Genomic DNA, 24,926 nt, shown 5'->3' on the forward strand with positions numbered 1-24,926 from the left:
CTTGAGGTGTCCGCTCATTCGTGTGCCTCAGGAGGTCGCTGTGCTCTTCCGTCGTCCGTCCCACGCGTCCCTGGTCACAGCGTCGCTGGCGGTCGTCGTACTCGCGCTGGGAGGCTGTGACTCCGGTTCCGAGACCAAGTCCGCCGCAACGAGCGGTCCTTCGGTGATCGTGCCCGGCAAGCCCGGCGAGGTGGCTGAGACTCTCTCCGCCGAGGACGCCGCGAAACAGCGGACGGACGACGACACCCCCAACTCGGCGGACCTCTCGTATGCGCGGATGATGATCGAGCATCACACGCAGGCGCTGGAGATGACCGAACTCGCCCCGAAGCAGGCCGAGTCGAGCTCGGTGAAGGCGCTCGCCGAACGGATCGCGGCCTCGCAGGGGCCGGAGATCAGCACCATGGAGAGCTGGCTCACGGCGCACGACGGGGAGAGCACCGGCACGGAGCACACGCACGAGGCGATGCCCGGCATGGCGACGGAGGCGCAGCTGAAGAATTTGCGCGCGGCCAAGGGCAAGGCGTTCGACCAGCTCTTCCTGACGCTGATGATCACGCATCACGAGGGCGCGATCACGATGGCGACGGATGTGAAGGGCCAGGGCAACAACATCCAGATCGAGGAAATGGCCGACGACGTGATCGCACAGCAGACGAGCGAGATCGGCAGGATGCAGGACATGTAGTAACTGCCGCGCCCAACTGCTCCTCCTAGCGACGTGTGTGACGTGGCGTCAGGAGTCCCGCGTCGCGTGCCCCGGCGATCAGCTTGAGCGACCTGCGGCGGCTGTGCCCGGTCGCGCTCATCACCGCGAGCACGGGGTCTCGGCCTTCACTCTGAGCCGCGAGGTACTTCTCGGCGACGAGCCGGCGGCCTTCGACACCGCGCGGAAACGCAGGCCGGGCGCGACGCGAGGCCCCTGCCTGACACGACGCGCCGTGAGCGAGCCCTTCCTCGCACGAACCGTCGTGCGCGAGCCCTTCCCCGCACGACGCGTCGCATGCCGGCGCGGTTCGCACGCCACACGCTTCGGCCAGCGGTTCCTCGATCCAGTCGGCGAGCAGGTCGAGGTCGTCGAGGGAGAGCGGGGGCTGCGCCCGTACGTCCTCGATCGAGACGTCGCCCTCGCACACCACGGCGAGCAGGTCGACCCGGGCGCCGTCGGCGAAGGCCAGCCGGACGTCGAACCAGGAGGTCACCCCTTCGCGCTCACGCACTTCCCACGCCGGCGACACCGACACGGCACCGTCGGGACCACAGTGGTCGGAGACGCCCAGCCGATCGGACAGATTAAGAGAGGATGCTTCTAGCACATACGGAACGTAACCGCATGATCACACTCCATACGAACGGACACGCTCGCACGAGCCGTGCGCCGACCCTGTCAGCGGAGCACCAGTGGTGCGATCCTGGATCCATCAGCGATCTCCTCGGACTGTTCAGGTTTCGGACAAGGAGTTCCGCGTGCTGCGTGTCGCCGTCGTCGGTTCGGGTCCCAGCGGGGTCTATACCGCCCAGGGTCTCGTCCAGCAGAGCCAGGTACCCGGGGTGCGGGTGGACGTACTGGACCGCCTGCCCTGCCCGTACGGTCTGGTGCGCTACGGCGTGGCGCCCGACCACGAGAAGATCAAGTCCCTCCAGAACAATCTGCGGATGGTCCTGGAGGACGAGCGGGTGCGGTTCCTGGGCGGCGTCCGGATCGGCCCGGACGCCCTGCCGGCGTCCCGGCTGCGCGAGCTCTACCACGCGGTCGTCTACTGCGTGGGCGCCGCCACCGACCGCCATCTCGGGGTGCCGGGCGAGGAACTGCCCGGCAGTTGGTCGGCGACCGAGTTCGTGTCCTGGTACAGCGCGCACCCCGACTCCGCGGCCGAGGGATTCGTGCTCGGCGCACGATCCGCCGTGGTCATCGGCGTCGGGAACGTGGCCGTCGACGTGACCCGCATCCTGGCCCGCGGCGCGGCCGAGCTGAGCCCCACCGACATGCCGCAGTCGGCGCTCACCGCACTGGCCGCGAGCCGGGTGACGGAGATCAGCATGGTGGGGCGGCGCGGCCCCTCCCAGGCCCGCTTCACCACCAAGGAGCTGCGCGAGCTGGGCGCACTGCCCGACACCGAAGTCATCGTGGACCCGCGGGAGTTGGAGCTCGATCCGGCGTACATCGACCCCGCCGGGCTGCCGGCCGCCAACCGCCGGAACGTGGAGGTGCTGCGGGGCTGGGCCTCCGCGTCGCCTCGAGGTGCCGCCCCGCGCAGGATCCGGCTGCGCTTCTTCCTGCGCCCCGTCGAACTGCTCGCCGACCAAGTGGGCGAGGGCGGGCGCGTGGGCTCGGTGCGCTTCGAACGGACGGTGCCGGACGGGAGTGGAGGCGTCACGGGCACAGGCCGGTACGAGGACATCGACGCGCAGCTGGTACTGCGCTCGGTGGGCTATCGCGGAGTACCGCTGGACGGGCTGCCGTTCGACGCGCGGCTCGGCACGGTGCCGCATCTCGCGGGACGCGTCATGCGGGACGGCGCCGTCGCACCGGGCGAGTACGTGGCGGGCTGGATCAAGCGGGGTCCGACCGGCGTCATCGGCACCAACCGGCCGTGCGCCAAGGAGACGGTGACTTCGCTGCTCCAGGACGCCGACCTGCTCGCACGACGGGAAGTGCCCGGCGATCCGCTCGTGGCGCTGCGGGCGGAGGGGCTGACGCCGGTCGAGTGGGCCGGCTGGCAGGCGATCGAGCGGGCCGAGGCGGAGCTGGGCGCCTCGCTCGGACGGGGTGTCGTCAAGCTTCCGGACTGGGCAGCGCTGCTGGCCGCGGCGGCGCGGACGACAAGGGCGTAGCGGGGCCGCGGCGGGTTGCAATGGGTGCGTCGCGGGTCTCCGGCGGGGCCGGCGACAACCCGTGGATAGACCCGCGGCAACTCCGTGGGTAGGACACACATCGGCAACAAGTCAGAAATCAACAAACTGTTCAAGTCGCCTACGGTCTGGTGCTGCCCCCCGAAACTCCGCGTCCCCGCATCCCCGCCGCTCCTGGAGTGTCCATGGCAACCACCACACCCGTGCATCCCGTAGACGAGGTCCCACCCGTACGCCAGCTGGCCGCCTTCGGGCTCCAGCACGTGCTCGCGATGTACGCGGGAGCAGTGGCGGTGCCGTTGATCGTGGGCGGGGCGATGAAGTTGTCGCCCGTGGACCTGGCGTATCTGATCACCGCGGATCTGCTGGTGTGCGGGATCGCGACACTGATCCAGTGCGTGGGTTTCTGGCGCTTCGGGGTGCGGCTGCCGATCATGCAGGGCTGCACCTTCGCGGCGGTCTCGCCGATGGTGCTCATCGGGACGACGGGCGGCGGACTGCCCGCGATCTACGGTTCGGTGATCGTCGCGGGTCTCGCCATCGTCCTGCTGGCACCGGTCTTCGGAAGGCTGCTCCGCTTCTTCCCGCCGCTCGTCACGGGCACGGTGATCCTGATCATCGGGGTCTCGCTGCTGCCGGTCGCGGGCAACTGGGCGGCCGGCGGCGCGGGCGCGGCGGACTTCGGTGAGCCGAAGAACCTGGCGCTCGCGGGCTTCGTACTGGCCGTGGTGCTGGGTGTGCAGCGGTTCGCGCCGGCCTTCCTGAGCAGGATCGCGGTGCTGATCGGTATCGCGGTGGGCCTCGCGGTCGCGGTGCCGTTCGGATTCACGGACTTCGGCGGGGTCGGCGACTCCGACTGGGTCGGGATCAGCACGCCGTTCCACTTCGGGGCGCCCACCTTCCACGCGTCGGCGATCATCTCGATGCTGGTCGTGGCGCTGGTGACGATGACCGAGACGACCGGTGACCTCATCGCGGTCGGCGAGATGACCGACCGGAAGATCGAGCCGCGGTCGCTCGCCGACGGGCTGCGGGCCGACGGCCTCTCGACCGTCCTCGGCGGCGTGTTCAACACCTTCCCCTACACGGCATACGCGCAGAACGTGGGCCTCGTCGGCATGACTCGCGTCCGCAGCCGCTGGGTCGTCGCCGCCGCGGGCGGCATCCTCGTCCTGCTCGGCCTGCTGCCCAAGCTGGGCGCGGTGGTCGCGGCGATACCGGCGCCCGTCCTGGGCGGCGCGGGTCTGGTGATGTTCGGGACGGTCGCCGCGAGCGGGCTGCGGACACTGGCCCAGGTGGACTTCAAGGACAACCACAACCTGACCGTCGTGGCCGTCTCGGTGGCCATCGGCATGCTGCCTGTCGGGGTGCCGACGGTGTACGAGAAGTTCCCGGACTGGTTCCAGACGGTGATGAACAGCGGGATCAGCGCGGGCTGCCTGGCTGCGATCGCACTCAACCTGCTCTTCAACCACCTTCCCGCCAAGGGCGGTTCAGCTGCCCCCGAGCCTGCGGACCTGGCCGACGGCGGCAGCGAGGACGCTGTCGAAAAGCCCCGGGAAGAGGTCGTCTAGGTCATCCCGGCGCAGGCCGTTCATCTTGGCCGTGCCACGGTAGATCTGCCGGATCACCCCGCTCTCGCGGAGCACCCGGAAGTGGTGCGTGGTCGTGGACTTGGTGACAGGCAGGTCGAAGTGCGAACAGGAGAGCTCGTCGCCGTCGGCGGCGAGCTCTCGCACGACCTGGAGCCGCAGGGGGTCGGAGAGCGCGTGCAGCACGGCCTCCAGCCGGATCTCCTCGCGCGCGGGGTGCGGCAGATCACGACTGCTGGGGGCGGGGGCTGCGGTCGTCACGGCGACTCCATCGTCAGGGAACAGCGTCGGGAAAGAGTGGCGGGGCAAGGGTGGCGGGAATCAGCGACAGGGAAACCTCGTCGGCGAATCTCCTTGCCCTCATTGTACGAGACCTTTCGTAGTTTGACATTCGCCGTACTACGATGCCTATCGTACGAGGCGTACACCGGCCCCGCGACGAATGGAGTCCGCCGTGAGCGCGCTCTTCCAGCCCTTCACCCTGCGCGATGTCACCATCCCGAACCGGGTGTGGATGCCCCCGATGTGTCAGTACTCGGCCGCGCCGGAGGGTCCGTCGACGGGTGCCCCGAACGACTGGCACTTCGCGCACTACGCGGCCCGTTCCGCCGGCGGCACCGGCCTGATCATCGTCGAGGCCACGGCCGTCTCCCCCAAGGGCCGCATCAGCCCGTACGACCTCGGCATCTGGAACGACACCCAGGTCGAGGCGTTCCGCCGCATCACGCGCTTCTTCAAGAGCCAGGGCACCGTTGCCGCGATCCAGCTCGCCCACGCCGGCCGCAAGGCGTCGACCGACCAGCCCTGGAAGGGCGGCGCGCCGGTCGGCCCGGAGGCGTACGGCTGGCAACCGCTCGGACCGAGCCCGCTCCCCTTCGACGTCGGCCACCCGGCGCCGACCGAGCTGTCCGTCGCCGAAATCCGGGAGATCGTCGGGCAGTTCACCGACGCGGCCCGGCGCGCTCTGGACGCCGGATTCGAGATCGCCGAGATCCACGGCGCCCACGGCTACCTCGTCAACGAGTTCCTCTCCCCGCACTCCAACCATCGCACCGACGCCTACGGCGGCTCGTACGAGAACCGCACGCGCCTCGCCCTCGAAGTCGTCGACGCCGTACGTGAGGTGTGGCCCGAGGACAAGCCGCTCTTCTTCCGTATCTCCGCCACCGACTGGCTGGAGGAGGACGGTTGGACGGCGGACGACACCGTCCGCTTCGCCGCGCAGCTCAAGGAGCACGGCGTGGATCTGCTGAACGTCTCGACGGGCGGCAACGCCTCCGGCGTACGCATTCCGGTCGGGCCCGGCTACCAAGTCCCCTTCGCCGCCCGGGTGAAAGCCGAGACTCCCCTGCCTGTCGCCGCCGTCGGACTCATCACCGACGTCGAGCAGGCCGAGAAGATTCTCGCCAACAACGAGGCGGACGCAGTGCTGTTGGGCCGCGAGCTGCTCCGCAACCCGTCCTTCGCCCGCCTCGCGGCCCGTGAACTCGGCGCCGAGGTGCATGTCCCGGACCAGTACCACCGCTCCGTCTGACGACTCCCTCGCGGGCGAAGACGTTGCTGTACAGGCAGGTTGACCCGGCGAGAAGCAGGCCCCACTCGGGCGATGAGGGTTGGGCGCCCAGGCCGAGGAAGCCCAGGGCCGCGAGGGCGATGGCGGGGAGGCGGAGCAGGGTGTCGCGGGCCACGGGTGGCTTGGACGGCGGTGAGGAGTTCGTGGCGCAGGAGCTGGAGTCGGCCGGCGCCGAGAACTCGGGTGGCGAGCAGGTGCTTGGTGGCGCGTTCCTGGCGGAGGAGGGCCGCGGTTTACTCACCGCCCGGGGTCAGCTCTCTCCTCGCAGTGGCTGGGCCTGTCGCGCGGAGATGGTCACGGAGTCGCCGGCCTCTGCCACCCGGTCCAGTGGTCGGCCCGGACATCACGTCAGTTCCCGCGCACAACGGCCGAACGGGTGTCGGTGTGCTGCCTGTTCGACAGCCACCGGCACCCGTTCCGTCAGGCGACCGTGATCAGGCCGCCAGTGCGGCCAGCTCCACGACCGGTGAAGCGGCCGGTGAAGCGACCGGTGAAGCACCCGACTCCCTCGTCGGCTCGTCGGCCTCGGCGAGCAGCGCGACCAGGGTGGCCCGGGCGCGCGCCACCCGGGAGCGGACCGTGCCGATCGGGCAGTCGCTGAGCTCGGCCGCCTCCGCGTAGGGCAGCCCCATCAGCTGGGTGAGGACGAAGGCCTCGCGGCGCTCGTCAGGCAGGGCGGCCAGCAGATCGAGGAGCGCGACGCCCTCGTCGAAGCCGGGCAGGTCGCACGGCTGGGCGAGTTCCATCGCCAGCTGCCAGTCGCGGGTGTCGCTCAGCCGCGGCCGGGCAGCGGCGTGCCGGAAGCTGTCGATCACCGCGCGGCGTGCGATGGACAGCAGCCACGCGCGGGCCGAGGAACGGCCCTCGAACCGGTGCAGGCTGCCGAGCGCCCGCAGAAACGTGTCCTGGGCCAGGTCGTCGGCGGCCTGGGGGTCCGAGCTGAGATGAGCGACATACCGCACGACGTCGCGGTGCAGGGCCCGTACGAAACGCTCGACGGCGTCCGGGTCACCGCCGCGGGCGGCCAGCGCCCAGGCAGTTATCGACTCGTCGGCCGACGCCGAGTCGTCGAGCGGAATGGGCAGGGCAGAAGTGATCACCAGGTGTCCTTCTCGGGTCATCCGCGATCCGGACCGGCGCGCCGGGCGCGCCGGATCCGGTATGGGGTGAGGCCGTACGACCACGGGAGGTACGGCCGAGATCCGAGGTGCGCGACAGCGCCGCCTCGGGGAACCGGCTGTCTCAAACGACAGCGGTCCCCGTCGGCGGGCCCCGAGAAGTGATCGCGTGAACGAGAAGGAGACGCGTCGGCGCCCGGTCCGAGGAGGCTCGGCCCGCGCGCACGCGCGGCCGGTGCGGCGGAGTGGGCAGCGCGTGCAACAGCCGCAGCGGTGCGGCCAGTCGGCCGCCCAGCGCCCGCAGGATGCGGAACGCGGCGCGTTCGCCGTACCCGAGCCACAGGCCGCACAGCAACGCGGCCACCAGGTGGGCGGCGATCATGCCGAACGAGGACATGCCGGCCATGCCATGACCCATGTGCGCCGTGGGATCCGCGGTCATGTTCCCCATGTCCATGGGGTCCATGTGCATCGAGCCCATGTGCGTGACGTCCAAGTGCATGGAACCCATGTCGTGCCCCATGGCGTCCATGACGACCGAGCCGGAGGTCGTACCGGAGGCCCTGACCGGCGTCACCGACTCCCCGGCCGACTGCGCGAGCGAGAACGCCGAGTGGAGTACACCCTGGGTGACCACCACCACGGTCATGATGAGCGGAAGCCCGCGTTCACGGCGGGCCAGGCACCAGCCCACACCGCCCGTCACCACGGCCGCGGCACTCATCGCCCACCAGGGCACCGGGGACCCGGACATCAACACGTGCCCCAGGGCGGCGAGCAGCACACAGACAGCCGCGAACATCGCGGCCCGTACCGTGCGAGAACACCACCCAGCAATCATGACGGGGCTCATCCTTGCATCCGGGGCTCGTGCGTCATGGTGCAGTACGGGAATAACCCCCGTTCCACCCTCAACTCGGTGTGGGTGATCCAGAACACATCACCGGTGACGATGTCGACAAGCGGCTCGTCGATCAACCACTCCTGGGTCGCATCCAATTGGCGTACCAGGTCCTGCTGGTGGCCGCCGCCCGGTCGGGTCAGCTCGTCTTCCGCCCCCAGATCGGCCCGAACCGCTCCCACTCCTCGTCCCACTGGTCCATGCGCCGCCGTTCCAGACGGCCACTGACGAGCCGCCCGCAGACGAAGGGCACGGCCGCGACGCTCATGCCGATCAGGACCCCCACCAGGGAGGCCCGCAGCTGGGCCTGGGACGCCGTGGTGGGCTTGGTGACTAGGCGGCCGTCGGGGTCTGTCCAGACGGTGACCGGGGTGCCCTCGGTGGTGCCTGCGGGCACCCGCGCCTGGCCGGTCCGGGCGGAGCCGTCCGGCGCGGTCCAGCGGACCTTCGCCCAGACCCGGTCGGCGCCGCTTTCCGTGGGGGTCGACTCGGGCGCGTCCGCGGCGAGCCGCGCCGGGACGGAGTGCCACTCGGCGCGCTGCTGGGCAAGACCGTGCTCCACGGACTGTGCGGCCGCCAGGCCGATGAACACCCCGCCGAACACCGTGAGCGCCCAGGCGACGAGTACGACCCACGCCTCCAGCGCGTCGCTGCGACGCCGCAGCGGATTGCGCCGCCATCGCCACAGCAACACCTTCGGAACACGGAATGCCGCCATGGCTGGCATCCTCTTCACGACCGTACGGACATGCCACATCCACCTCCCATACGCGACCGGTCCCCACGATGCTCACGCCGACTCCGTCGACTCGTCCGTTTCAGGATCTCCCCTGCTCCTGTCCGCGCTCGGTGGGGACCGTCGAGAGCGGCCCACCACCGCCGAAGATCTGCGCTGAACTGCGGAAACGCCGAGTCCAGAGGTGACTGTCAGTGCCGGGGTGCAGACTGGCCCGTAACTGAGACAACGACGTCACGGAGGTGGTCGGCATGACCGACGTACTGCTCACCGTGGGCACCCGCAAGGGGCTCTTCATCGGCCGACGGCGCGCCGGCGCCTGGGAGTTCGACGAGAGTCCGTACTTCAACGCGCAGGCCGTGTACTCGGTCGCGATCGACACCCGGGGTGAGACACCGCGACTTCTGGCCGGAGGCGACAGCGCGCACTGGGGCCCGTCCGTCTTCCACTCCGACGACCTGGGACGTACGTGGACGGAGCCGGCGCAGCCCGCCGTCAAGTTCCCCAAGGACACGGGGACATCGCTGGAGCGGGTGTGGCAGCTGCACCCGGCCGCGGCGGAGCCGGACGTGGTGTACGCGGGCACGGAGCCGGCCGCGCTGTACCGCTCGGAGGACCGGGGCGAGTCCTTCGAGCTCGTGCGTCCGCTGTGGGAGCACCCCACGCGCTCGCGGTGGGTGCCGGGCGGCGGCGGGGAGGGGCTGCACACCATCCTCACCGACAAGCGCGACCCGCGTGCCGTGACAGTCGCCGTCTCCACGGCCGGGGTGTTCCGCACGACCGACGGCGGCGCGAGCTGGACGCCGTCCAACTCCGGTGTCTCGGCGGTGTTCCTGCCCGATCCGAACCCGGAGTTCGGCCAGTGCGTGCACAAGATCGCACAGGACTCGGTGACTCCGGACCGCCTGTATCTCCAGAACCACTGGGGTGTGTACCGCAGCGACGACGCGGGCGGACAGTGGACCGACATCGGCGAGGGCCTGCCCTCCACTTTCGGGTTCGCCGCGGCCACGCATCCGCACCGCGGTGACACGGCGTACGTCTTCCCGATCACCGCGGACGCTGACCGCGTCCCGGCGGAGCACCGATGTCGGGTCTTCCGCACGGCCGACGCGGGCAAGAGCTGGGAGCCACTGACCGCCGGACTCCCGACGGAGGACCACTACGGCACAGTGCTGCGCGACGCCCTGTGCACGGACGGCGCGGACCCGGCGGGCGTGTACTTCGGCAATCGCAACGGCGAGGTGTACGCGTCGGCGGACGACGGGGACAGCTGGCAGCAGTTGTCCTCGCACCTGCCGGATGTCCTCTGCGTACGCGCCGCGGTCATCGACTGAGACTACTGAGACCCCGGAGGTCCCGCACAACCATGAACACACGCACCATGTCCGGGACGCGCACCACCCTGGACGTCACCACGAGCAGAGTGGACCACGCGCCCTGTCGGCCTCCGGGACGTACGCGCCAACGGTGACCCCAGCCACGCGTCGGCGCAGCCGCCGCACGGCGATGGGCTGCGCTGCGTACCGTGGGCCATTCGGAGGGTACGGCCCACAGCTCGCATGGGGACTACTCCCCTTTGCTCTCCACTGACACTCGTGTCGAGTGGGTCGACCCTGCCTTGTCCGTGGCGGCCACGAGTGAAATGCCCGGCCGCCGCATGGGTTCGGCGCGGGTTCGAACACCCTTCGTGGCGGCTTTTGGCCAGAGAGTCGCCGGTGAAGTTAAGGTGATCCGCGCTTGTCCACCGGAGCGGATCACTATGGAGGCTTCATCGTATGAACGACTCATCTGAGGTCTCCGGCACGGTGCTGCCCGGTTATCCGGAGCCGTTGTGGATCCAGGCGGTCAACGTGATCCGTGGCGAGATCGACCGTGGGGTGCTTCAGCCCGGTAGTCGGTTGCCGCCTGAGCGCGAGTTGTGCCAGCAGTTGAGCATCAGTCGGGTGACCTTGCGCAAGGCGCTGGGCAGCCTGGTTGAGGCGGGTGTGCTCAACCCGTCGCACGGGCGAGGCTGGTACGTCGCGCAGAGCGCGCAGAAGAAGGAGTGGCCGAACAGTCTGGAGTCGTTCAGCGAAACGGCGACCCGGATGGGTCTGAGGCCGCACTCGAAGGTGCTGCGGGCGGAGACGAGCCCGGCGAGCATCGACGAGGCGGAGCAGTTGAAGATCGCACCGGGCACCGCGCTGTTCCGGCTGGAGCGGGTACGCCTTCTGGAGGGCGTGCCGATAGCGCTCGACCTGACGCGTCTGCGGCACGCGCTGGCGCCGGAGATCGAGCGGCTCGACTTCCAGGACCGGTCGCTGTACTCGACACTCTCCGCGGCGGGCGTGGAACCGGTGCGTGCGGACAGCACCATCGAGGCGACGAAGGCCGACGAACGGGCGGCCGAGCACCTGGATCTGACGCCGGGCGACCCGGTGCTCGTGATGCAGCAGCTCGCGATGAGCGCGCAGCAGGAGCCGTTGTTCGCCTCGACGATTCAGTATGCGGGCGACCGCTACCGGCTTCGTATGTCGTTCGCGCGGTCGTAGCCGGTGCCGGATCCGGCCGGTCCCGGCGAAACGGTCAACACAGCTGGAACGGTCAGAACAGGACGACGCCCTTGACGAAGTCGGGCGCGGCATCCTCCATCGCGCCGAACGCCTCGTCGATGTCGTCAAGGCCGAACCGGTGGGTGATCAGCGGCGCGTAGCTGAAGCGCCGCTCGCCTATCAGGCAGAGGGCATCCCGCATCGCGGCGATCAGGCGGGTGCGGTCGGGGCAGAAGCCGTTGACGACGGTGACGGCCTTGTACCAGAGGTCCATGTCCAGCATGGCGTCGCCGGTGTGGTGGTAGCCGACCACGCATAGGGTGCCGAACTGCCGGACCATGCTGCCGGCCGTCTTCAGCCCGCCGGTGGTGCCGGTCACTTCCAGGACGATCTCCGGTCGGGCGTCGGTGGCTCGACTGGTCTGCATGCGGTATTCCTCGGGCAGTTCGTCGGGGGCGAAGACGAGGTCGGCGCCGAGACCGAGCGCCCGGTGGCGGCGGGCCGGGTCGGGGTCGACGCCGATGAGCAGACCGGGCGCGTGTCGCTTGGCGAGTTGTACGAGGCCGAGGCCCATGAAGCCCAGGCCCACGACGGCCACCCGGGCGCCGGGGCGAATGCCGGTGCGGGAGAGCGCCTCCTCCAGGTCTGCGACGGGTTCGCCGATCGCGTGCGCCGGTTCGATGCCCGGCGGCACGGGCAGTATGGCGCCCGCGTCCATCACGGCCAAGGTGGCGAACCCGTTTCCGCCCAGGCCGGTCACCACGTCTCCCGGCTGCCACCGGGTCGCGTCGCGCCCGACTGCGACCACCCTGCCGACTATCTCGTGGCCGAGCCGGACGGGGGCTCCGGCCGGGTCGTGGGTCAGCCAGGGCCCGATGTCGGAGGTACAGACCCCGCAGGCCAGGACTTCCACCAAGACCTGGTCGTGTGTGGGGACCGGGTCGTCGGCGGTGGCGACCTCGGAGGTGCGGGGGCCGACGAGTTGACTGAACTTCATACAGGTCTCCTGTCCGAGTGGTGTCAGTCAGTGTAGCCACGTGGTTCTAAGTGGTAAGCACTGGCACAGGGTGCTCATGGCCGAATTAGCAGTCCGTTTTATTAATGTTTGTCGCCAAACAGCCAATTATTAAGGCGAGTTTCCGCCGTATTACCTCTCGCTCTACCTCTAGACAGGATCGCTCTTCGTATTAAGGTGTTGGCAAGAGGTATGCATTTGGCACACCATCAGATGCCATCGGAGAAGGTACGGTCATGGACGGCTCCACACGAACCACGACGGATCAGGAGCTCTCGGCGGTGGTCGTCGGGGCGGGTTCGCAGGGCAGGGTGCACGGCCTCGGTTATCTCGCCGCCCCCGGAGTGACGCTGGCCGGCCTCGTGGACGTCGACACGACAGCCGCCGAAGCACTGGCCGCCGCACTCGGCATACCCCACGTCCACCGCGACTTCCGCGAACTGCTCGCGGAGGTACGGCCGGACATCGTCAGCGTCTGCACACCACCGGCCTACCACCTCGACGTGGTGCGGGCGGCGATCGCTGCGGGAGCCCGGGCGGTCCACTGCGAGAAACCGATCGCCCTCAGCTACGGCGACGCCGTAGCCATGGCGACCGAAGCCGCCGACGCCGGGGTGACCCTGACCTTCAACCTCCAGCGGCGGTTCGAGCCCGTACAGGTGCAGGCACGGGAGTGGATCGCGCAGGGCGAGATCGGCGATGTGGTGACCATCGAGGGCTACTGCCCCAACCTCTTCGACTGGGGCACCCACATCCTCGACCTCGTTCTCTTCCACCGGCAGGACACCGCCCCGGAGTGGGTGCTCGGCCAGATCGACGTCACCGTCGACCGCTACGTCTACGGCGTCTTCACCGAGACCGCCTCACTGACGCAGGTGGGCTGGGCGGACGGGGTACGGGCGGTGGTCTCCACCGGACGCGAACCGCACACCTCCGTCCTCAATCTGGAGAACGACCTCGGACTGATCGTCCAGGGCACCCGGGGGCGGGCCGACATCCGCGGCGCCCGCACCCTGGTCCAACGCTTCGGCAAGGACGACCTGGTACTGGAGTCGCCGTTCGACACCGATGCCCGCAACTGGGACCGCGGAGTCGACCCGGCGATCGTCGCCGGAACGGCCGACGCGATCCGCGATCTGGTCGAGTCGCTGCGAACCGGCCGGCGACCGGCTCTGCACGCGGAGCACGCCCTGCGCGGCGCCGAACTGATCTTCGCCACTTATGAGAGCAGCAGGTCCCGGCGGCGCGTACCGCTGCCCCTGGACCAGATGGACAACGCCCTGACCAGCGGGCGTGCAGAGGGCTTCTGGAGCCCTACCGGTGAATTGCGCTCCACCTACTGAATCGAGCCTCCGCATGCAGATATCCCGGCCCCGCCCTGTCCCGGCCGCCCGCGCGGGCACGCCCGCCGCGCGCGCCGCAGGGCCCACCGCTCTCGCCGTGATCAGCGGCGACGACGTGTACGAGGACCTGTTCACCGCAGCCTTCGCGCTACAGAGCGCGCTGACCGAGGAGGGGTTCGCGATCCGGACCGGTCTGGGCACCGCACCGCTGGCCGACGCAGCCGATGCGGACGTGATCATCCTGTACACGGCGCTGGGCCGCTTCACGACCGGGCAACGGGCGGCGCTGGCACAGGCGGTGCGCGGCGGTTGCGGTCTGGTCGCGCTGCACTCCACGACGGTCGTCTCCTCCTCGCCCGACCGACTGGACGAGGGCGACCGGCTGCTCGCCGAGCTGATCGGCAGCCGCTACCTCTCGCACGGTCCGCTGCCGCACGAGAGCCGGTTCGAGGTGCGGCTCGACCCGGACCACGAACTCACCTCGGGCATCGAACCGTTCGAGGTGACCCACGAGCACTACCGGCTCGCCACGCGGCCCGACGTGCGGGTGGTCGCCTGGCGGGAGACCGGCGCCGGGACCGAACCGCTGGTCCACACCCGCCGGTACGGGGACGGCCGGGTCGCCTACATCCAACTCGGCCACGACATGCGGATCTGGGGCGAGCCCGGAATGCGCCGGCTGGTCCGGAGCGCGGCCCGCTGGGCCTGTCGGCCCGATCAGCCCGCTCAGAACGGGGAGTGACCGGTGCGCACACTGCTGCGGAAGGCCGCCTTCTATCTGCTTACCGCCTGGGCTGCGATCAGCATCAACTTCCTCATCCCGAGGATCATGCCGGGCAACCCGGCCGACAACCTGATCAACCAGTTCCACGGCAAGCTGAGCCCGTCCGCGGTGCATGCCTTGCGGGTGCTGTTCGGCCAGTCGGACCAGAACCTCTGGCAGCAGTACGTCAGTTACTGGCACAGCGTCTTCACCGGCGACTTCGGCATCTCCTACGCGTACTACCCGTCGAAGGTCAGCACGGTCCTGGGACAGAGCATGTACTGGACGCTGATCCTGGTCACCATCTGCACGGTGCTCGGCTTCGTCATAGGCACCACCCTGGGGATGCTGGCGGGCTGGAGGCGCGGCAGCTGGCTCGACTCGCTGGTGCCGGTCACGACGTTCCTGTCGTCCATCCCGTACTTCTGGTTCGCGATCATCATGGTCTACCTCTTCGCGATCACCTTCAAATGGTTCCCGCTGTCCGGCGGTTACGCGCTGGACCAGCACATCGGTCTGAATACCGGCTTCCTCGGCAGCGCGATCAACTACGCCGTCCTGCCGGCCGTGACCATCACCGTCGCGTCGATCGGCGGCTGGCTGATCGGCATGCGCAACATGATGGTCACCACGCTCAGCGAGGACTACGTCCGGCTCGCCGAGGCCAAGGGCCTGTCCCGGCGCCGGGTGATGTACACCTACGCGGCACGCAACGCGATGCTGCCGTCGCTGTCCGGCTTCGCGATGTCCCTGGGGTTCGTCATCGGCGGCTCCATCGTCACCGAGGTCGTCTTCAACTACCCCGGCATCGGGTCGGTGCTCTTCAAGGCCGCGCAGGCGGCCGACTACCCGCTGATGTCGGCGATCTTCCTGCTCATCACGGTGCTGGTGCTCGTCGCCAACCTCCTCGCCGACATCGCGTACGTCTTCCTCGACCCGCGGACAAGGGAGAGCTGATCATGGCCCTGCAACCCATTGTCCTGGCCGAGGCAGAAGCCGCCGGCGAGTCCTCCGGCGGACCGAACCGCCTCTGGCTGCGCCTGCTGCGCTCACCGCTCACGCTCAGCGGCCTGGTGATCGTGCTGATCTTTCTGGTACTGGCCGTGGTCGCGCCGTGGATCTCACCGTACGACCCGTCGGCGGTCAGCGACACCACGCTCGTCGGACCATCCGCCTCGCACTGGCTGGGCACGACGCAGAACGGCCAGGACGTCCTGTCACAGATGCTCTACGGCGCCCGCGCCTCGATGCTGGTCGGCATCGGCTCCGCGGTCCTCACCACGGTCCTGTCGGTGGTGGTCGGTGTGACCGCCGGATACGTCGGCGGGATCGGCGACGAGGCGCTGTCGCTGCTGGCCAACGTGTTCCTGGTGCTGCCAAGTCTGCCGCTGACCATCATTCTCGCCGCGTACCTGCCGCACAGCGGCTCTCTCGGCATCATCCTGGTGATCACCGTCACCGGATGGGCGTGGGGCGCCCGGGTGCTGCGCGCGCAGACCCTGTCGCTGCGCAAGCGGGACTTCGTGGAGGCAGCCCGCGCCACCGGTGAACCCACCTGGCGGATCATCCTCAAGGACATCCTGCCCAACCAGTTGGCGGTGATCGCCGCCGCCTTCCTCGGCACGGTGACCGCCGCCATCCTCACCCAGGCCAGCCTGGCGTTCCTCGGTCTCGCCGACGTCACGCAGTGGTCCTGGGGGACGATCCTGTACTGGGCGCAGACCGGCAGCGCGCTGCTGACCGGCGCCTGGTGGTGGTTCGTGCCGGCCGGACTGGCGATCGCGGTGCTCGGCACCGCGCTGTCCCTGGTCAACTTCGGCATCGACGAGTTCATCAACCCGCGGCTGCGGCAGGCCGGCATCGGTACCAAGAAGGCCCAGCGCGGCCAGGTGTCGGCGAAGCGGACGCGCCGCGTGAGGCGCCAGAGCCCGACGGTGGCCCGGACGGCCCCGACGCCCTTCACCCAGGACAGCACCGACGTCGTACTGGATGTGCGCAACCTGCGGGTGGAGTACGTCGGCGAGGGCGGCCGCACCCCGGCGGTCAGCGACGTGTCGTTCACTCTGCGGCGCGGCGAGGTGCTCGGCATCGCGGGCGAGTCCGGCTCCGGCAAGTCCACCCTGGCGTACGCCATCACCAGGCTGCACAAGCCACCGGCCGAGATCTCCCAGGGCGAGATCCACTACACCAAGCCGGACGGCGAGGGCGTCGACGCGCTGGCCATGGACGAGGCCGAACTGCGGGGGTTCCGCTGGGAGGAACTGTCCATCGTCTTCCAGTCGGCGATGCACGCGCTCAACCCCGTGCTGCGGATCGGGGCCCAGATCGAGGACGTCATCGTCGCCCACCGGCCGGGAATGAACGCGCAGGAACGCGCCGCCCGGGTGATCGAGCTGCTAGGCACCGTCGGGATTCCGTCGGACCGCGCCAACTCCTACCCGCACGAGTTGTCGGGCGGTATGCGGCAACGCGCGATGATCGCCATCGGGCTGGCCCTGGACCCCGAGATCATCGTGATGGACGAGCCGACCACCGCGCTCGACGTGGTCATCCAGCGGCAGATCATCGAGAAGATCATGGAGTTGAAGGACCGGCTCGGCTTCTCGGTCGTGTTCATCACCCACGACCTCTCGCTGCTGATCGAACTCTCCGACACCATCGCCGTGATGTACGGCGGCAAGATCGTCGAGATGGCGTCGGCCGACGATTTCTACCGCCGCCCGCAGCACCCCTACAGCCGCGGACTGCTCGCGTCCTTCCCCACCCTCGGCGGCCCGAAGCGGGAGCTGACCGGCGTCCCCGGCTCCCCGCCCGACCTGCGCCGGCTCCCCTCCGGCTGTGCCTTCCGGCCCCGCTGCCCGCACGCCTTCGACGCCTGCGCCGCACAGGTACCGCAGCTCTACCAGGTCACCGGCCCCGGCGGCGGCAGTTCGCTGGCGGCCTGTCTGCTGCACAGGGACGGCGAGCAGGACCAGGCAGCGGAGACGGATGCGACGGCGGCGGAGCCCACCGGCCCGCGCGACGCCCAGATCACCATGAACGAACTGGCGACAGGTGAGACACGATGAGTGGTGAAACGACGTCATTGGCCGACAGCGGCACTGACACCGGCGGCGCAGCCGAGGCACCCGTCCTTGAGGCCGTCCATGTGACCAAGCACTTCCCGGTGCGGGGCGGCATGCCGCGGCGCGGGACCCCCCGCAAGGTCGTGCACGCCGTCGAGGACGTGAGCCTGAGCCTGTACGCGGGACGGATCACCGCGCTGGTCGGCGAGTCGGGCTCCGGCAAGTCCACCCTCGCCCGGCTGCTCGCCCAGCTCCACCCGCTCACCGGCGGAGAGGTACGGCTGCACGGCGAACCCGTCCGGGCGATGCGCGGACGCGCCTTCCGCGACCACGTCCGCCAGGTCCAGCTGATCCTCCAGGACCCCTTCGCATCCTTCAACCCGGTGGCGACCATCGCGGGCACGCTCAAGCGGGCCGTCGCCCTGCACCACCCCGGAAAGCGGGGCAAGGAGCGGGCGGCCGTCATCGACGACCTCCTCACCCAGATCAACCTGGTGCCGCCGCGGCAGTTCACCACGAAGTACCCGCACGAACTGTCCGGCGGGCAGCTCCAGCGCATCTCGATCGCCCGCGCGCTCGCGGCCGACCCGGAGGTGTTCCTCGCCGACGAGCCGGTCTCCAGCCTCGACGTCTCCATCCGGCTGGGCGTCCTCAACCTGCTGCGCCGCCTCACCGAGGAGCGCAACGCGGCGATGCTCTACGTCACCCACGACATCGCCTCCGCCCGCTACTTCGCCACCGACACCGCGGTGATGTACGCGGGCCAGATGGTCGAGAGCGGGCCGTCGGAGGAGGTGACACAGCACCCCGCGCACCCGTACACGCAGCTGCTGATCGCGTCCGCGCCGGATCCCTCGCGGGTCGGTGCCGACCGGGTGCGGGACATCGGGCAGCCGCCGAGCCTCATCGACCCGCCGACCGGCTGCCGGTTCCACCCACGCTGCCCGTACGCCATGGAGCGGTGCGGGGCCGACGCTCCCCCGTCGTTCGCTATTTCCCCCGGCCAATCCGCCCGGTGCTGGCTGTACGCCGACGACAGCGAGGCCCAGGCCCGGCGGGCCGAGAACGCCGAGGCCGTCGCGAGCCTGACCGCTCCGGTCTCCCCGGACGAGCCCGATTCCTCCGGGGCCCTCCCCGCGCCCCCGGACACCCCTGACTCTCCCGTCTCCCCCACGTCATGAACCGAGGGGGCCGCCCCGCCGGCCCGCACGGGGCTCCATCCGTTGTCCCTACGTTCAAGGAGCAGACGCACGTGACCACTTCACAGTCTCCGATCGCGTCCGGTATGACGAGACGCGGCCTTCTCGCCGGAGCGCTCGCAGGCGCGGGCGCCGTCGCCCTGTCCGCCTGTCAGCCGTCCGGAGGCGGCAGTACCGGCGGCGACGCCACCCTCACCGTGGCCGGCCAGTCCGACAACCTCACCAAGGTCTTCAACCCGTTCCTGGCCAACACCGCACAGGGGCTGACATACACCTCGCAGGGCTCGGGCGGCTTCATCTATGAACCGCTGGTGCAGATCAACACCGTCGACATCGGCAAGGACATCCCCTGGCTGGCCAAGACCTGGCGCTGGTCGGACGGCAACAAGACACTCACGTTGGACCTCCGGTCCGGCGTGAAGTGGACGGACGGCACCCCGTTCTCCGCCGACGACGTGGTGTTCACGTACACCATGCTGAAGGAGAACCCCGGCCTGAACCTGCTCGGTGTGGACATCACCTCGGTCACCGCGCCCACGCCCAGCCAGGTCGTCTTCACCTTCCCGCAGCCGTCCGAGCAGTTCTTCACCAACATGGTGTCGGCGCCGATCGTCTCCCAGCACATCTGGTCGAAGGTCAAGGACCCGACCAAGTACACCGACGACAGCCCGGTCGGCACCGGGCCGTTCAAGCTCGATGAGTTCTCCCCACAAAGCTTCACGCTGGTCCGCAACGAGGACTACTGGCAACCGAAGGCACTGATCAAGGCGCTGCGGTTCGTCGCGTACAAGGACAACGAGAGCATGACCAACGCGCTCGTCCAGGGCCAGGCGGACTGGGGCGGCACGTACATCGCCAACGCCGACAAGACCTATCTCAGCCGCAGCAAGGACAACAACTACTGGGCGCCGCTGGCCGGCACCGACGGCCTGATCCCCAACCTGGAGCGGTGGCCGCTGAGCGACATCGCGGTCCGCCGGGCCATCAGTTACGGCGTGAACCGCAAGCAGGTCGGCGCGGCCACCGCCTCGCCGCCGGCCACCAGCGTCACCGGACTGCCGATGCCGGCGTACACCTCGTCGATCGCACCGCAGTACAAGGGTGTCGATTTCATCCAGGACGTCGACAAGGCGCACAAGACCCTGACCGACGCCGGGTACACCAAGGGCGGCGACGGCTACTACAGCAAAGGCGGCAAGCGGGTCGAGTTCTCGATCACCTTCCCGTCGGCGTACACCGACATCGCCTCCCGGGTGCAGGTACTGGTGTCCCAGCTCAAGGACATCGGCATCAAGCTCAGCATCGACACCACCACGGTCACGGACATCAACACCCGTACCGGCAAAGGCGACTTCGACTCCACGATGGGCTACCCGGTCAACTCCGCGCCGCGTGCCTTCTCGTACTACAACGACACGATCAACCCCAACCTGTACTACCCGATCGGAAAGGCGACACCGACCTTCCAGAACATCGAGCGGTTCCGCGACGCCGAGGCCGCGGCCCTGTTCAAGCAGTTCCCGAAGGCCACCACGGACGCCCAGCGGCAGCAGATCCTGAACGGGATCGAGAGGATCTTCGTCGACAACCTGCCCTGGATACCGATGTTCTATTGGGGCAGCTACGGCAACTGGAGCACCGCGAAGGCGACCGGTTTCCCGTCCGAGCAGGACCCCTACTTCACCCCTGTGCCCAACCCGGTGGTCGCCCTGCGGCTGAAGCCGGTCTGAGCCGCCGCGCGTCGCGCGCCCCCGAACCAGTCCCCTGCCTCACCCCGCGAGGAGAACCATGTCCCATCTCTCGACGCCGAGAGCCATGGTCGTCGTGAACGGCGACGACATCCATCACGACCTGCTCAGCGCCGCCGGAGTCTTCCAGCAGCTCGGTGTCGAGGCCGGGTTCGCCACCCGCAAGGCCATAGGCACCGGACGCTTCGTCGATCCGCGGCCGGAGACGGCCGAGTCGGACGTCTACCTCTTCTACACCGCGGGCGGACACTTCGCGACGGCCCAGCAGCAGGCGCTGGCCGATGCGGTGCGGTCCGGCAAGGGACTGGTCGGGGTGCACGGCGCGAACATCATGGGCTGGCAGGGCGACGGCCTCGACCCCGCCGACCGCCCGCTGTTCAAGCTGCTCGGCAACCGCTACCTCTCGCACGGCCCCGGCCACCACGAGGGCCGGCACCGGATCGAGATCGTCGCCGACCATCCCGTCACCAAGGGGGTCACCGACTTCGAACTCTTCGACGAGTACTACGAGTTCGAGCTGGCGGACGACGACGTGACGGTGCTCGCGCAGCGGCACCGGGCGGACGGCGAGGTCATTCCCGTTCTGTACGCACGGGAGTTCGGGGAAGGCCGGGTGGTCTACCTCGCGCTCGGCCACGACATGCGCTCCTGGGGCGAGCCCCCGGTGCGCGCCCTGGTCCGCCAGGCCCTGCTGTGGGCGTCCGGCCGTGACTGAGACAACGAGCGCCGGCCCCTCGGGGCCGGCCGGAGGAGGAGACATGGCAGCCGGCATCGGTGTCATGACGTACACCGTGCTCGACCAGGCACGAGCCGATCTGGAGGGAACCCTGGCCCGGTTGGCGAACCTGGGCTACCTGGGGGTCGAGACCTACGGCCTGGTGGAGCACTTCGGACCGCGCCGGGTCAGGGATGCGATCGCCTCGGCCGGGCTCACCCTGACCAGCGCGCACACGCCCTTCCCCGCGGGCCCGGACGCCGAGGAACTGCTCGACACGAACGAGGAGTTGGGTGCCGAGGTCCTGGTGTGGAGCATGGAGCGCGAGGAGTTCGACTCGCCCGAGGCGGTACGGCGTGGCGTGGAGCGGGTCAACGAAGCCGCGGAACGCGCGGCCGGCCGCGGCATGCGCATCGCGTACCACAACCACTTCGCCGAGTTCTCGCAGGAGTTCGCCGGCCGACAGGCGTACGACCTGCTGCTGGAGCTGCTCGACAGCCGGGTACTGGTGGAGCTCGACGCCTACTGGGCGGTGATGGGCGGCGCGGACCCGGCGGCAGTGCTGGCCAAACTGGGTGAGCGGGCGCGCTTCGTGCATGTCAAGGACGGTCCGGCGATCAGCTACGAGGACGACGTGATGGTGCCGATCGGCGAGGGCCGCATCGACTGGGCCCGCACGCTGAGCACGCCATCCGGTCTGCGGTGGCACATCGTCGAGCTGGAGCGGCTGCACATCGACACGTTCGAGGCACTGCGGCGCTCCTACGACCACCTGGTCGGCCGCGGGCTCTCCCGTGGCGCGCACTTCCCGGCGGCGACCAAGGAGCGAGCATGAGGGTGCTGTTCCTCGGCGGTGCCGGGATGATCGGTTCCGCGGTGGCGGCCAGGGCCGCCGCCACCGGCTTCGATGTGACGATCGTGACGCGTTCCGAGCCGGCCCGTGCGGTCGCCGACGGGGTGCGGCAGCTGCGGGCGGACGTCCGCGATCCCGCGGCGCTGCGGGCGGTGCTGGGCGACGACGAGTTCGACACGGTCGTCAACTGGGTCGGCTTCACGCCCGACGACGTGCGCGCGCACCCGGAGCTGTTCACCGGCCGGACAGGGCAATACGTGTTCATCAGCACCTGCTCGGTCTTCGGCCGGCCGGTTCCGAACCTGCCGATCACGGAGTCGAGTCCGCGCCGCCAGCCGGTGTTCGGCTACGCGCGGGACAAGATCGCCTGCGAGCTGCTGCTGGAGGACGCCTACCGCTCCCGCGACTTCCCGCTGACGATCGTGCGCCCTTTCCACACCTACGACCGCACCGTGATCCCGGTGCTGGCCGGGTGGACGGCGATCGAGCGGATGCGGGCCGGCCGGCCTGTGGTGGTGCATGGTGACGGCACGTCGCTGTGGTCCCTCACCCACGCGCGGGACTTCGCGCGGGCCTTCGTGGCGCTGCTGGGACTGGACCACGCGGTCGGCGAGAGCGTCAACGTGGTCAGCGGCGACATCCTCACCTGGGACCAGATCCATCTGACCCTGGCGACGGCCGCCGGGGTGCGCAGTCCCGAGCTGCGGCACCGCGCCAGCGAGTCGATAGCCGTGCGGGTGCCCGGCTGGGGCGAGGTGCTGGAGCACGACTTCCGGCACTCGATGCTCTTCGACACCTCCAAACTGCGTGCGCTGGTACCGGGGTTCGCGCCCGAGGTGTCCTTCGCGCAGGGCGCCCGGGAGGTACTGGCGTACTACGACGCCCACCCGGAACTGCGGTCGGTCGACGAGGAATTGTCCCGGGCCTTCGACGCACTGTTGGAGGGCTGATGGAGAGCTGATGGAGGGCTCCGTGCACGAGTGGTCTTTAGTGGTCTATATTTAGAAGACCACAGCATGCCACAGGTAGACCAAAGTGAGAGAAGGGGAACGCGTGATCGGCGTCGGTCTCATAGGTTCCGGATTCATCGGCGACACATACGCGGACGCGCTTCAGGACGTACGGAACGCGACGCTGGTCGCCACCTGCTCGCGCGACCTCGCACGTGCCACCGCGCTGGCCGCCAAGTGGGCTCCGGACGCACACGGTTACGACGACATGGCCGCCCTGTGCTCCGATCCGGCCGTCGACCTGGTGGTCGTCGCGGTGCCCAACGAGGCGCACCTTGAAGCGGTGCGGACGGTCGCCGGGGCCGGCAAGGGCGTGGTGTGCACCAAGCCGCTGGCCCGCAGCGGCGCCGAGGCCACTCAGATCCTGGACGTCGTCCGCAAGGCCGGTATCTGGCACGGCTATGCGGAGAGTTCGGTCTTCTCGCCCAACATCGCCAAGGCGCACGACATGGTCGCCGCGGGCGCGATCGGCGACCTGCTGACCATGCGGGCGCGCGAGGCCCACTCCGGGCCGCACGCCCCGCACTTCTGGGACGCGGAGACCGCGGGCGGCGGCGCGCTGCTCGACATGGGGTGCCACACCGTGGAGTCCGCCCGGCACTTCTTCGGCAAGGACAACCCGATCACCGAAGTCTTCGCGTGGGGCGCGACCCTCGCCCACGCGGACCGGACCACCGGCGAGGACACCGCCATCGCACTGCTGAAGTTCGACGGCGGCCAGATGGCCACCGTCGAGTCGTCGTGGATCGAGAAGGGCGGCATGCAGTTGCGGCACGAACTCGTCGGCAGCGCCGGCCGCCTGGTCACCGACACCTCGGCGACCCCGGTGTGGGGCTTCATCGAACGCCCGGCCGGCTACCTCGTGGAGAAGGCCGACGCCGACACCGGCTGGGTGTACCCGGTGCCGGAAGAGGCCCGTGCCTACGGTTTCAGCCAGCAGATGCGGCACTTCGTCGACTGTTTCGCCCGAGGCGACACGCCTCGCGAGACCTTCGAGGACGGCGTCGTCGTCAACCACGTACTGGACGCCTGCTACACCTCGATGCGCTCCGGTACGTGGGAGAAGGTCCAGGCCCCGGCATGAGTACGGATCACATGAGCGCACCGCGGCCGGACCCGGCCGCGCCCGCATCGGCGGCACTGAACGGCACGTATCCGGAGCCGCTGTGGATGCAGGCCAGAGCCTCTCTGGTGAGCCGGATCGCCGTCGGCGAGGTCAAACCCGGCTCCCGCCTGCCGCCCGAGCGCGAACTGTGCGGGATGCTCGGCATCTCCCGGGTCACCCTGCGCAAGGCACTGACCGCCCTGGTCGAGGAGGGCGTGCTGCGCGCCGCCCAGGGCCGCGGCTGGTACGTCGCGGCCGCGGAGCGCAAGGAGTGGCCCAACACCCTGGAGTCGTTCTCCGAGACCGCCGACCGGATGGGGCTCCTGGCCACGTCCCAGGTGCTGCGGCGCGAGAGCGGCCCGGCCAGCTTCGACGAGGCGGAGGCGTTCCAGATCGCCCCCGGCGCCCCGCTGTACCGCCTTGAGCGGGTTCGCATGCTCGACGGAGTGCCGATCGCGGTCGACCACTCGCTGATCCCCGCCGACATCGCCGTCGGCTTCGACGAGGTCGACTTCACCGTCCGTTCCCTCTACGACACGATCGCCGGCGCGGGCTTCGAGCTCGCGCAGGCCGACACCACCATCGAGGCGCGCCCCGCCGACGCGGCGCTCGCCGGTCACCTCGCCATCGCGGCAGGTACCCCCGTCCTCGAAATGCGGCAGATCGTCCGCGACCGCACCCAGCGCCCGTTGCTCTCCTCGTCGATCCGCTACGCAGGCGACCGTTACCGCCTGCGCACCTCCTTCATGCGGAAAGCAGGGCTTTGAGCCGGCGCCCCCCGAACCTCCTTCGCAGAAGCGGAG

Annotated in this window: 22 protein-coding genes and 3 pseudogenes; 18 read left to right on the top strand and 7 right to left on the bottom strand. The window is 69.5% G+C overall.

Going from position 1 to position 24,926, the window contains the following annotated elements; genetic code table 11:
• Positions 1 to 40: 40 nt before the first annotated feature.
• Positions 41 to 688 (top strand): DUF305 domain-containing protein, encoded by a 648-nt coding sequence (locus AB0N66_RS09830; RefSeq protein ID WP_365430839.1) that lies wholly within the window; start codon positions 41 to 43, stop codon positions 686 to 688.
• 25 nt (positions 689 to 713) lie between these two features.
• On the opposite strand, the gene AB0N66_RS09835 is transcribed toward AB0N66_RS09830, so the two are convergent.
• Positions 714 to 1,244 (bottom strand): DUF6214 family protein, encoded by a 531-nt coding sequence (locus AB0N66_RS09835; RefSeq protein ID WP_365430941.1) that lies wholly within the window; start codon positions 1,242 to 1,244, stop codon positions 714 to 716.
• A 223-nt stretch (positions 1,245 to 1,467) separates the two neighbouring features.
• Here AB0N66_RS09835 and AB0N66_RS09840 point away from each other — a divergent pair, with 223 nt between their 5' ends.
• Together AB0N66_RS09840 and AB0N66_RS09845 are read left to right on the top strand one after the other, a co-directional pair.
• Entirely contained in the window at positions 1,468 to 2,835 is a 1,368-nt protein-coding gene (locus AB0N66_RS09840) for an FAD-dependent oxidoreductase (protein WP_365430841.1), read from the top strand.
• Between the two features lie 203 nt (positions 2,836 to 3,038).
• A complete protein-coding gene (locus AB0N66_RS09845; RefSeq protein ID WP_365430843.1) occupies positions 3,039 to 4,427 on the top strand; it encodes a nucleobase:cation symporter-2 family protein in 1,389 nt (462 codons plus the stop codon).
• Here AB0N66_RS09845 and AB0N66_RS09850 read toward each other — a convergent pair.
• Positions 4,347 to 4,706: a helix-turn-helix transcriptional regulator gene (locus AB0N66_RS09850; protein WP_365430845.1), complete on the bottom strand. Its 360-nt coding sequence runs from the start codon at positions 4,704 to 4,706 to the stop codon at positions 4,347 to 4,349. The genes AB0N66_RS09845 and AB0N66_RS09850 overlap by 81 nt on opposite strands.
• Before the next feature lie 193 nt (positions 4,707 to 4,899).
• Here AB0N66_RS09850 and AB0N66_RS09855 point away from each other — a divergent pair, with 193 nt between their 5' ends.
• Complete coding sequence (locus AB0N66_RS09855) at positions 4,900 to 5,979, top strand: NADH:flavin oxidoreductase/NADH oxidase (protein ID WP_365430847.1); 1,080 nt, start codon at positions 4,900 to 4,902, stop codon at positions 5,977 to 5,979.
• A gap of 46 nt (positions 5,980 to 6,025) precedes the next feature.
• Here AB0N66_RS09855 and AB0N66_RS09860 read toward each other — a convergent pair.
• From AB0N66_RS09860 to AB0N66_RS09875, 4 genes and pseudogenes are all read right to left on the bottom strand, one after another.
• A pseudogene (locus AB0N66_RS09860) lies at positions 6,026 to 6,251 on the bottom strand (ABC transporter permease); the annotation flags it as partial.
• Positions 6,252 to 6,452: 201 nt separating this feature from the next.
• On the bottom strand, positions 6,453 to 7,139 hold the full coding sequence (locus AB0N66_RS09865; RefSeq protein WP_365430849.1) for a sigma-70 family RNA polymerase sigma factor: 687 nt from the start codon (positions 7,137 to 7,139) through the stop codon (positions 6,453 to 6,455).
• 121 nt (positions 7,140 to 7,260) lie between these two features.
• Positions 7,261 to 7,977, bottom strand: a complete 717-nt coding sequence (locus AB0N66_RS09870) for a hypothetical protein (protein ID WP_365430851.1) — start codon at positions 7,975 to 7,977, stop codon at positions 7,261 to 7,263.
• Between the two features lie 199 nt (positions 7,978 to 8,176).
• Positions 8,177 to 8,755, bottom strand: a complete 579-nt coding sequence (locus AB0N66_RS09875; RefSeq protein WP_365430853.1) for a DUF3592 domain-containing protein — start codon at positions 8,753 to 8,755, stop codon at positions 8,177 to 8,179.
• Positions 8,756 to 9,024: 269 nt separating this feature from the next.
• On the opposite strand from AB0N66_RS09875, the gene AB0N66_RS09880 reads away from it, so the two are divergent.
• Positions 9,025 to 10,110 (top strand): exo-alpha-sialidase, encoded by a 1,086-nt coding sequence (locus AB0N66_RS09880; RefSeq protein WP_365430855.1) that lies wholly within the window; start codon positions 9,025 to 9,027, stop codon positions 10,108 to 10,110.
• A 441-nt stretch (positions 10,111 to 10,551) separates the two neighbouring features.
• Entirely contained in the window at positions 10,552 to 11,307 is a 756-nt protein-coding gene (locus AB0N66_RS09885; protein ID WP_365430857.1) for a GntR family transcriptional regulator, read from the top strand.
• Positions 11,308 to 11,359: 52 nt separating this feature from the next.
• On the opposite strand, the gene AB0N66_RS09890 is transcribed toward AB0N66_RS09885, so the two are convergent.
• Positions 11,360 to 12,304 (bottom strand): alcohol dehydrogenase catalytic domain-containing protein, encoded by a 945-nt coding sequence (locus AB0N66_RS09890; protein WP_365430859.1) that lies wholly within the window; start codon positions 12,302 to 12,304, stop codon positions 11,360 to 11,362.
• A gap of 254 nt (positions 12,305 to 12,558) precedes the next feature.
• On the opposite strand from AB0N66_RS09890, the gene AB0N66_RS09895 reads away from it, so the two are divergent.
• The 12 genes and pseudogenes from AB0N66_RS09895 to AB0N66_RS09950 all read left to right on the top strand — a co-directional run bounded on the left by AB0N66_RS09895 (position 12,559) and on the right by AB0N66_RS09950 (position 24,890).
• Positions 12,559 to 13,665: a Gfo/Idh/MocA family oxidoreductase gene (locus AB0N66_RS09895; protein WP_365430861.1), complete on the top strand. Its 1,107-nt coding sequence runs from the start codon at positions 12,559 to 12,561 to the stop codon at positions 13,663 to 13,665.
• A 13-nt stretch (positions 13,666 to 13,678) separates the two neighbouring features.
• A complete protein-coding gene (locus tag AB0N66_RS09900; protein ID WP_365430863.1) occupies positions 13,679 to 14,407 on the top strand; it encodes a ThuA domain-containing protein in 729 nt (242 codons plus the stop codon).
• A gap of 3 nt (positions 14,408 to 14,410) precedes the next feature.
• Positions 14,411 to 15,385, top strand: coding sequence for an ABC transporter permease (locus AB0N66_RS09905; RefSeq protein WP_365430865.1), 975 nt, complete (start codon positions 14,411 to 14,413; stop codon positions 15,383 to 15,385).
• Between the two features lie 77 nt (positions 15,386 to 15,462).
• Positions 15,463 to 16,278, top strand: a pseudogene (locus tag AB0N66_RS09910) (ABC transporter permease); the annotation flags it as partial.
• A 255-nt stretch (positions 16,279 to 16,533) separates the two neighbouring features.
• Positions 16,534 to 17,496, top strand: a pseudogene (locus tag AB0N66_RS09915) (ABC transporter ATP-binding protein); the annotation flags it as partial.
• Positions 17,493 to 18,674, top strand: coding sequence for an ABC transporter ATP-binding protein (locus tag AB0N66_RS09920; RefSeq protein WP_365430867.1), 1,182 nt, complete (start codon positions 17,493 to 17,495; stop codon positions 18,672 to 18,674). The pseudogene AB0N66_RS09915 and the gene AB0N66_RS09920, both read left to right, overlap by 4 nt.
• A 71-nt stretch (positions 18,675 to 18,745) precedes the next feature.
• A complete protein-coding gene (locus AB0N66_RS09925; protein ID WP_365430869.1) occupies positions 18,746 to 20,422 on the top strand; it encodes an ABC transporter substrate-binding protein in 1,677 nt (558 codons plus the stop codon).
• A gap of 58 nt (positions 20,423 to 20,480) precedes the next feature.
• Positions 20,481 to 21,155, top strand: coding sequence for a ThuA domain-containing protein (locus AB0N66_RS09930; RefSeq protein ID WP_365430871.1), 675 nt, complete (start codon positions 20,481 to 20,483; stop codon positions 21,153 to 21,155).
• Between the two features lie 43 nt (positions 21,156 to 21,198).
• Complete coding sequence (locus tag AB0N66_RS09935; RefSeq protein WP_365430873.1) at positions 21,199 to 21,990, top strand: sugar phosphate isomerase/epimerase; 792 nt, start codon at positions 21,199 to 21,201, stop codon at positions 21,988 to 21,990.
• Positions 21,987 to 22,958 (top strand): NAD-dependent epimerase/dehydratase family protein, encoded by a 972-nt coding sequence (locus tag AB0N66_RS09940; protein ID WP_365430875.1) that lies wholly within the window; start codon positions 21,987 to 21,989, stop codon positions 22,956 to 22,958. Before AB0N66_RS09935 ends, AB0N66_RS09940 begins: the two co-directional genes overlap by 4 nt.
• 103 nt (positions 22,959 to 23,061) lie before the next feature.
• Positions 23,062 to 24,102 (top strand): Gfo/Idh/MocA family oxidoreductase, encoded by a 1,041-nt coding sequence (locus AB0N66_RS09945; RefSeq protein WP_365430877.1) that lies wholly within the window; start codon positions 23,062 to 23,064, stop codon positions 24,100 to 24,102.
• A gap of 11 nt (positions 24,103 to 24,113) precedes the next feature.
• Positions 24,114 to 24,890 (top strand): GntR family transcriptional regulator, encoded by a 777-nt coding sequence (locus tag AB0N66_RS09950; protein ID WP_365430879.1) that lies wholly within the window; start codon positions 24,114 to 24,116, stop codon positions 24,888 to 24,890.
• Positions 24,891 to 24,926 lie beyond the last annotated feature (36 nt).

The sequence above is a fragment of the Streptomyces sp. NPDC093544 genome, from assembly GCF_040683495.1.
Lineage (GTDB): Bacteria > Actinomycetota > Actinomycetes > Streptomycetales > Streptomycetaceae > Streptomyces.

Coding starts and splice junctions, on each gene's coding strand:
- AB0N66_RS09845 (WP_365430843.1), top strand. CDS start 3,039: ATGGCAACCACCACACCCGTGCATCCCGTAGACGAGGTCCCACCCGTA.
- AB0N66_RS09865 (WP_365430849.1), bottom strand. CDS start 7,139: ATGACCCGAGAAGGACACCTGGTGATCACTTCTGCCCTGCCCATTCCG.
- AB0N66_RS09870 (WP_365430851.1), bottom strand. CDS start 7,977: ATGATTGCTGGGTGGTGTTCTCGCACGGTACGGGCCGCGATGTTCGCG.
- AB0N66_RS09875 (WP_365430853.1), bottom strand. CDS start 8,755: ATGGCGGCATTCCGTGTTCCGAAGGTGTTGCTGTGGCGATGGCGGCGC.
- AB0N66_RS09880 (WP_365430855.1), top strand. CDS start 9,025: ATGACCGACGTACTGCTCACCGTGGGCACCCGCAAGGGGCTCTTCATC.
- AB0N66_RS09885 (WP_365430857.1), top strand. CDS start 10,552: ATGAACGACTCATCTGAGGTCTCCGGCACGGTGCTGCCCGGTTATCCG.
- AB0N66_RS09890 (WP_365430859.1), bottom strand. CDS start 12,304: ATGAAGTTCAGTCAACTCGTCGGCCCCCGCACCTCCGAGGTCGCCACC.
- AB0N66_RS09895 (WP_365430861.1), top strand. CDS start 12,559: ATGGACGGCTCCACACGAACCACGACGGATCAGGAGCTCTCGGCGGTG.
- AB0N66_RS09900 (WP_365430863.1), top strand. CDS start 13,679: ATGCAGATATCCCGGCCCCGCCCTGTCCCGGCCGCCCGCGCGGGCACG.
- AB0N66_RS09920 (WP_365430867.1), top strand. CDS start 17,493: ATGAGTGGTGAAACGACGTCATTGGCCGACAGCGGCACTGACACCGGC.
- AB0N66_RS09930 (WP_365430871.1), top strand. CDS start 20,481: ATGTCCCATCTCTCGACGCCGAGAGCCATGGTCGTCGTGAACGGCGAC.
- AB0N66_RS09935 (WP_365430873.1), top strand. CDS start 21,199: ATGGCAGCCGGCATCGGTGTCATGACGTACACCGTGCTCGACCAGGCA.
- AB0N66_RS09940 (WP_365430875.1), top strand. CDS start 21,987: ATGAGGGTGCTGTTCCTCGGCGGTGCCGGGATGATCGGTTCCGCGGTG.
- AB0N66_RS09950 (WP_365430879.1), top strand. CDS start 24,114: ATGAGCGCACCGCGGCCGGACCCGGCCGCGCCCGCATCGGCGGCACTG.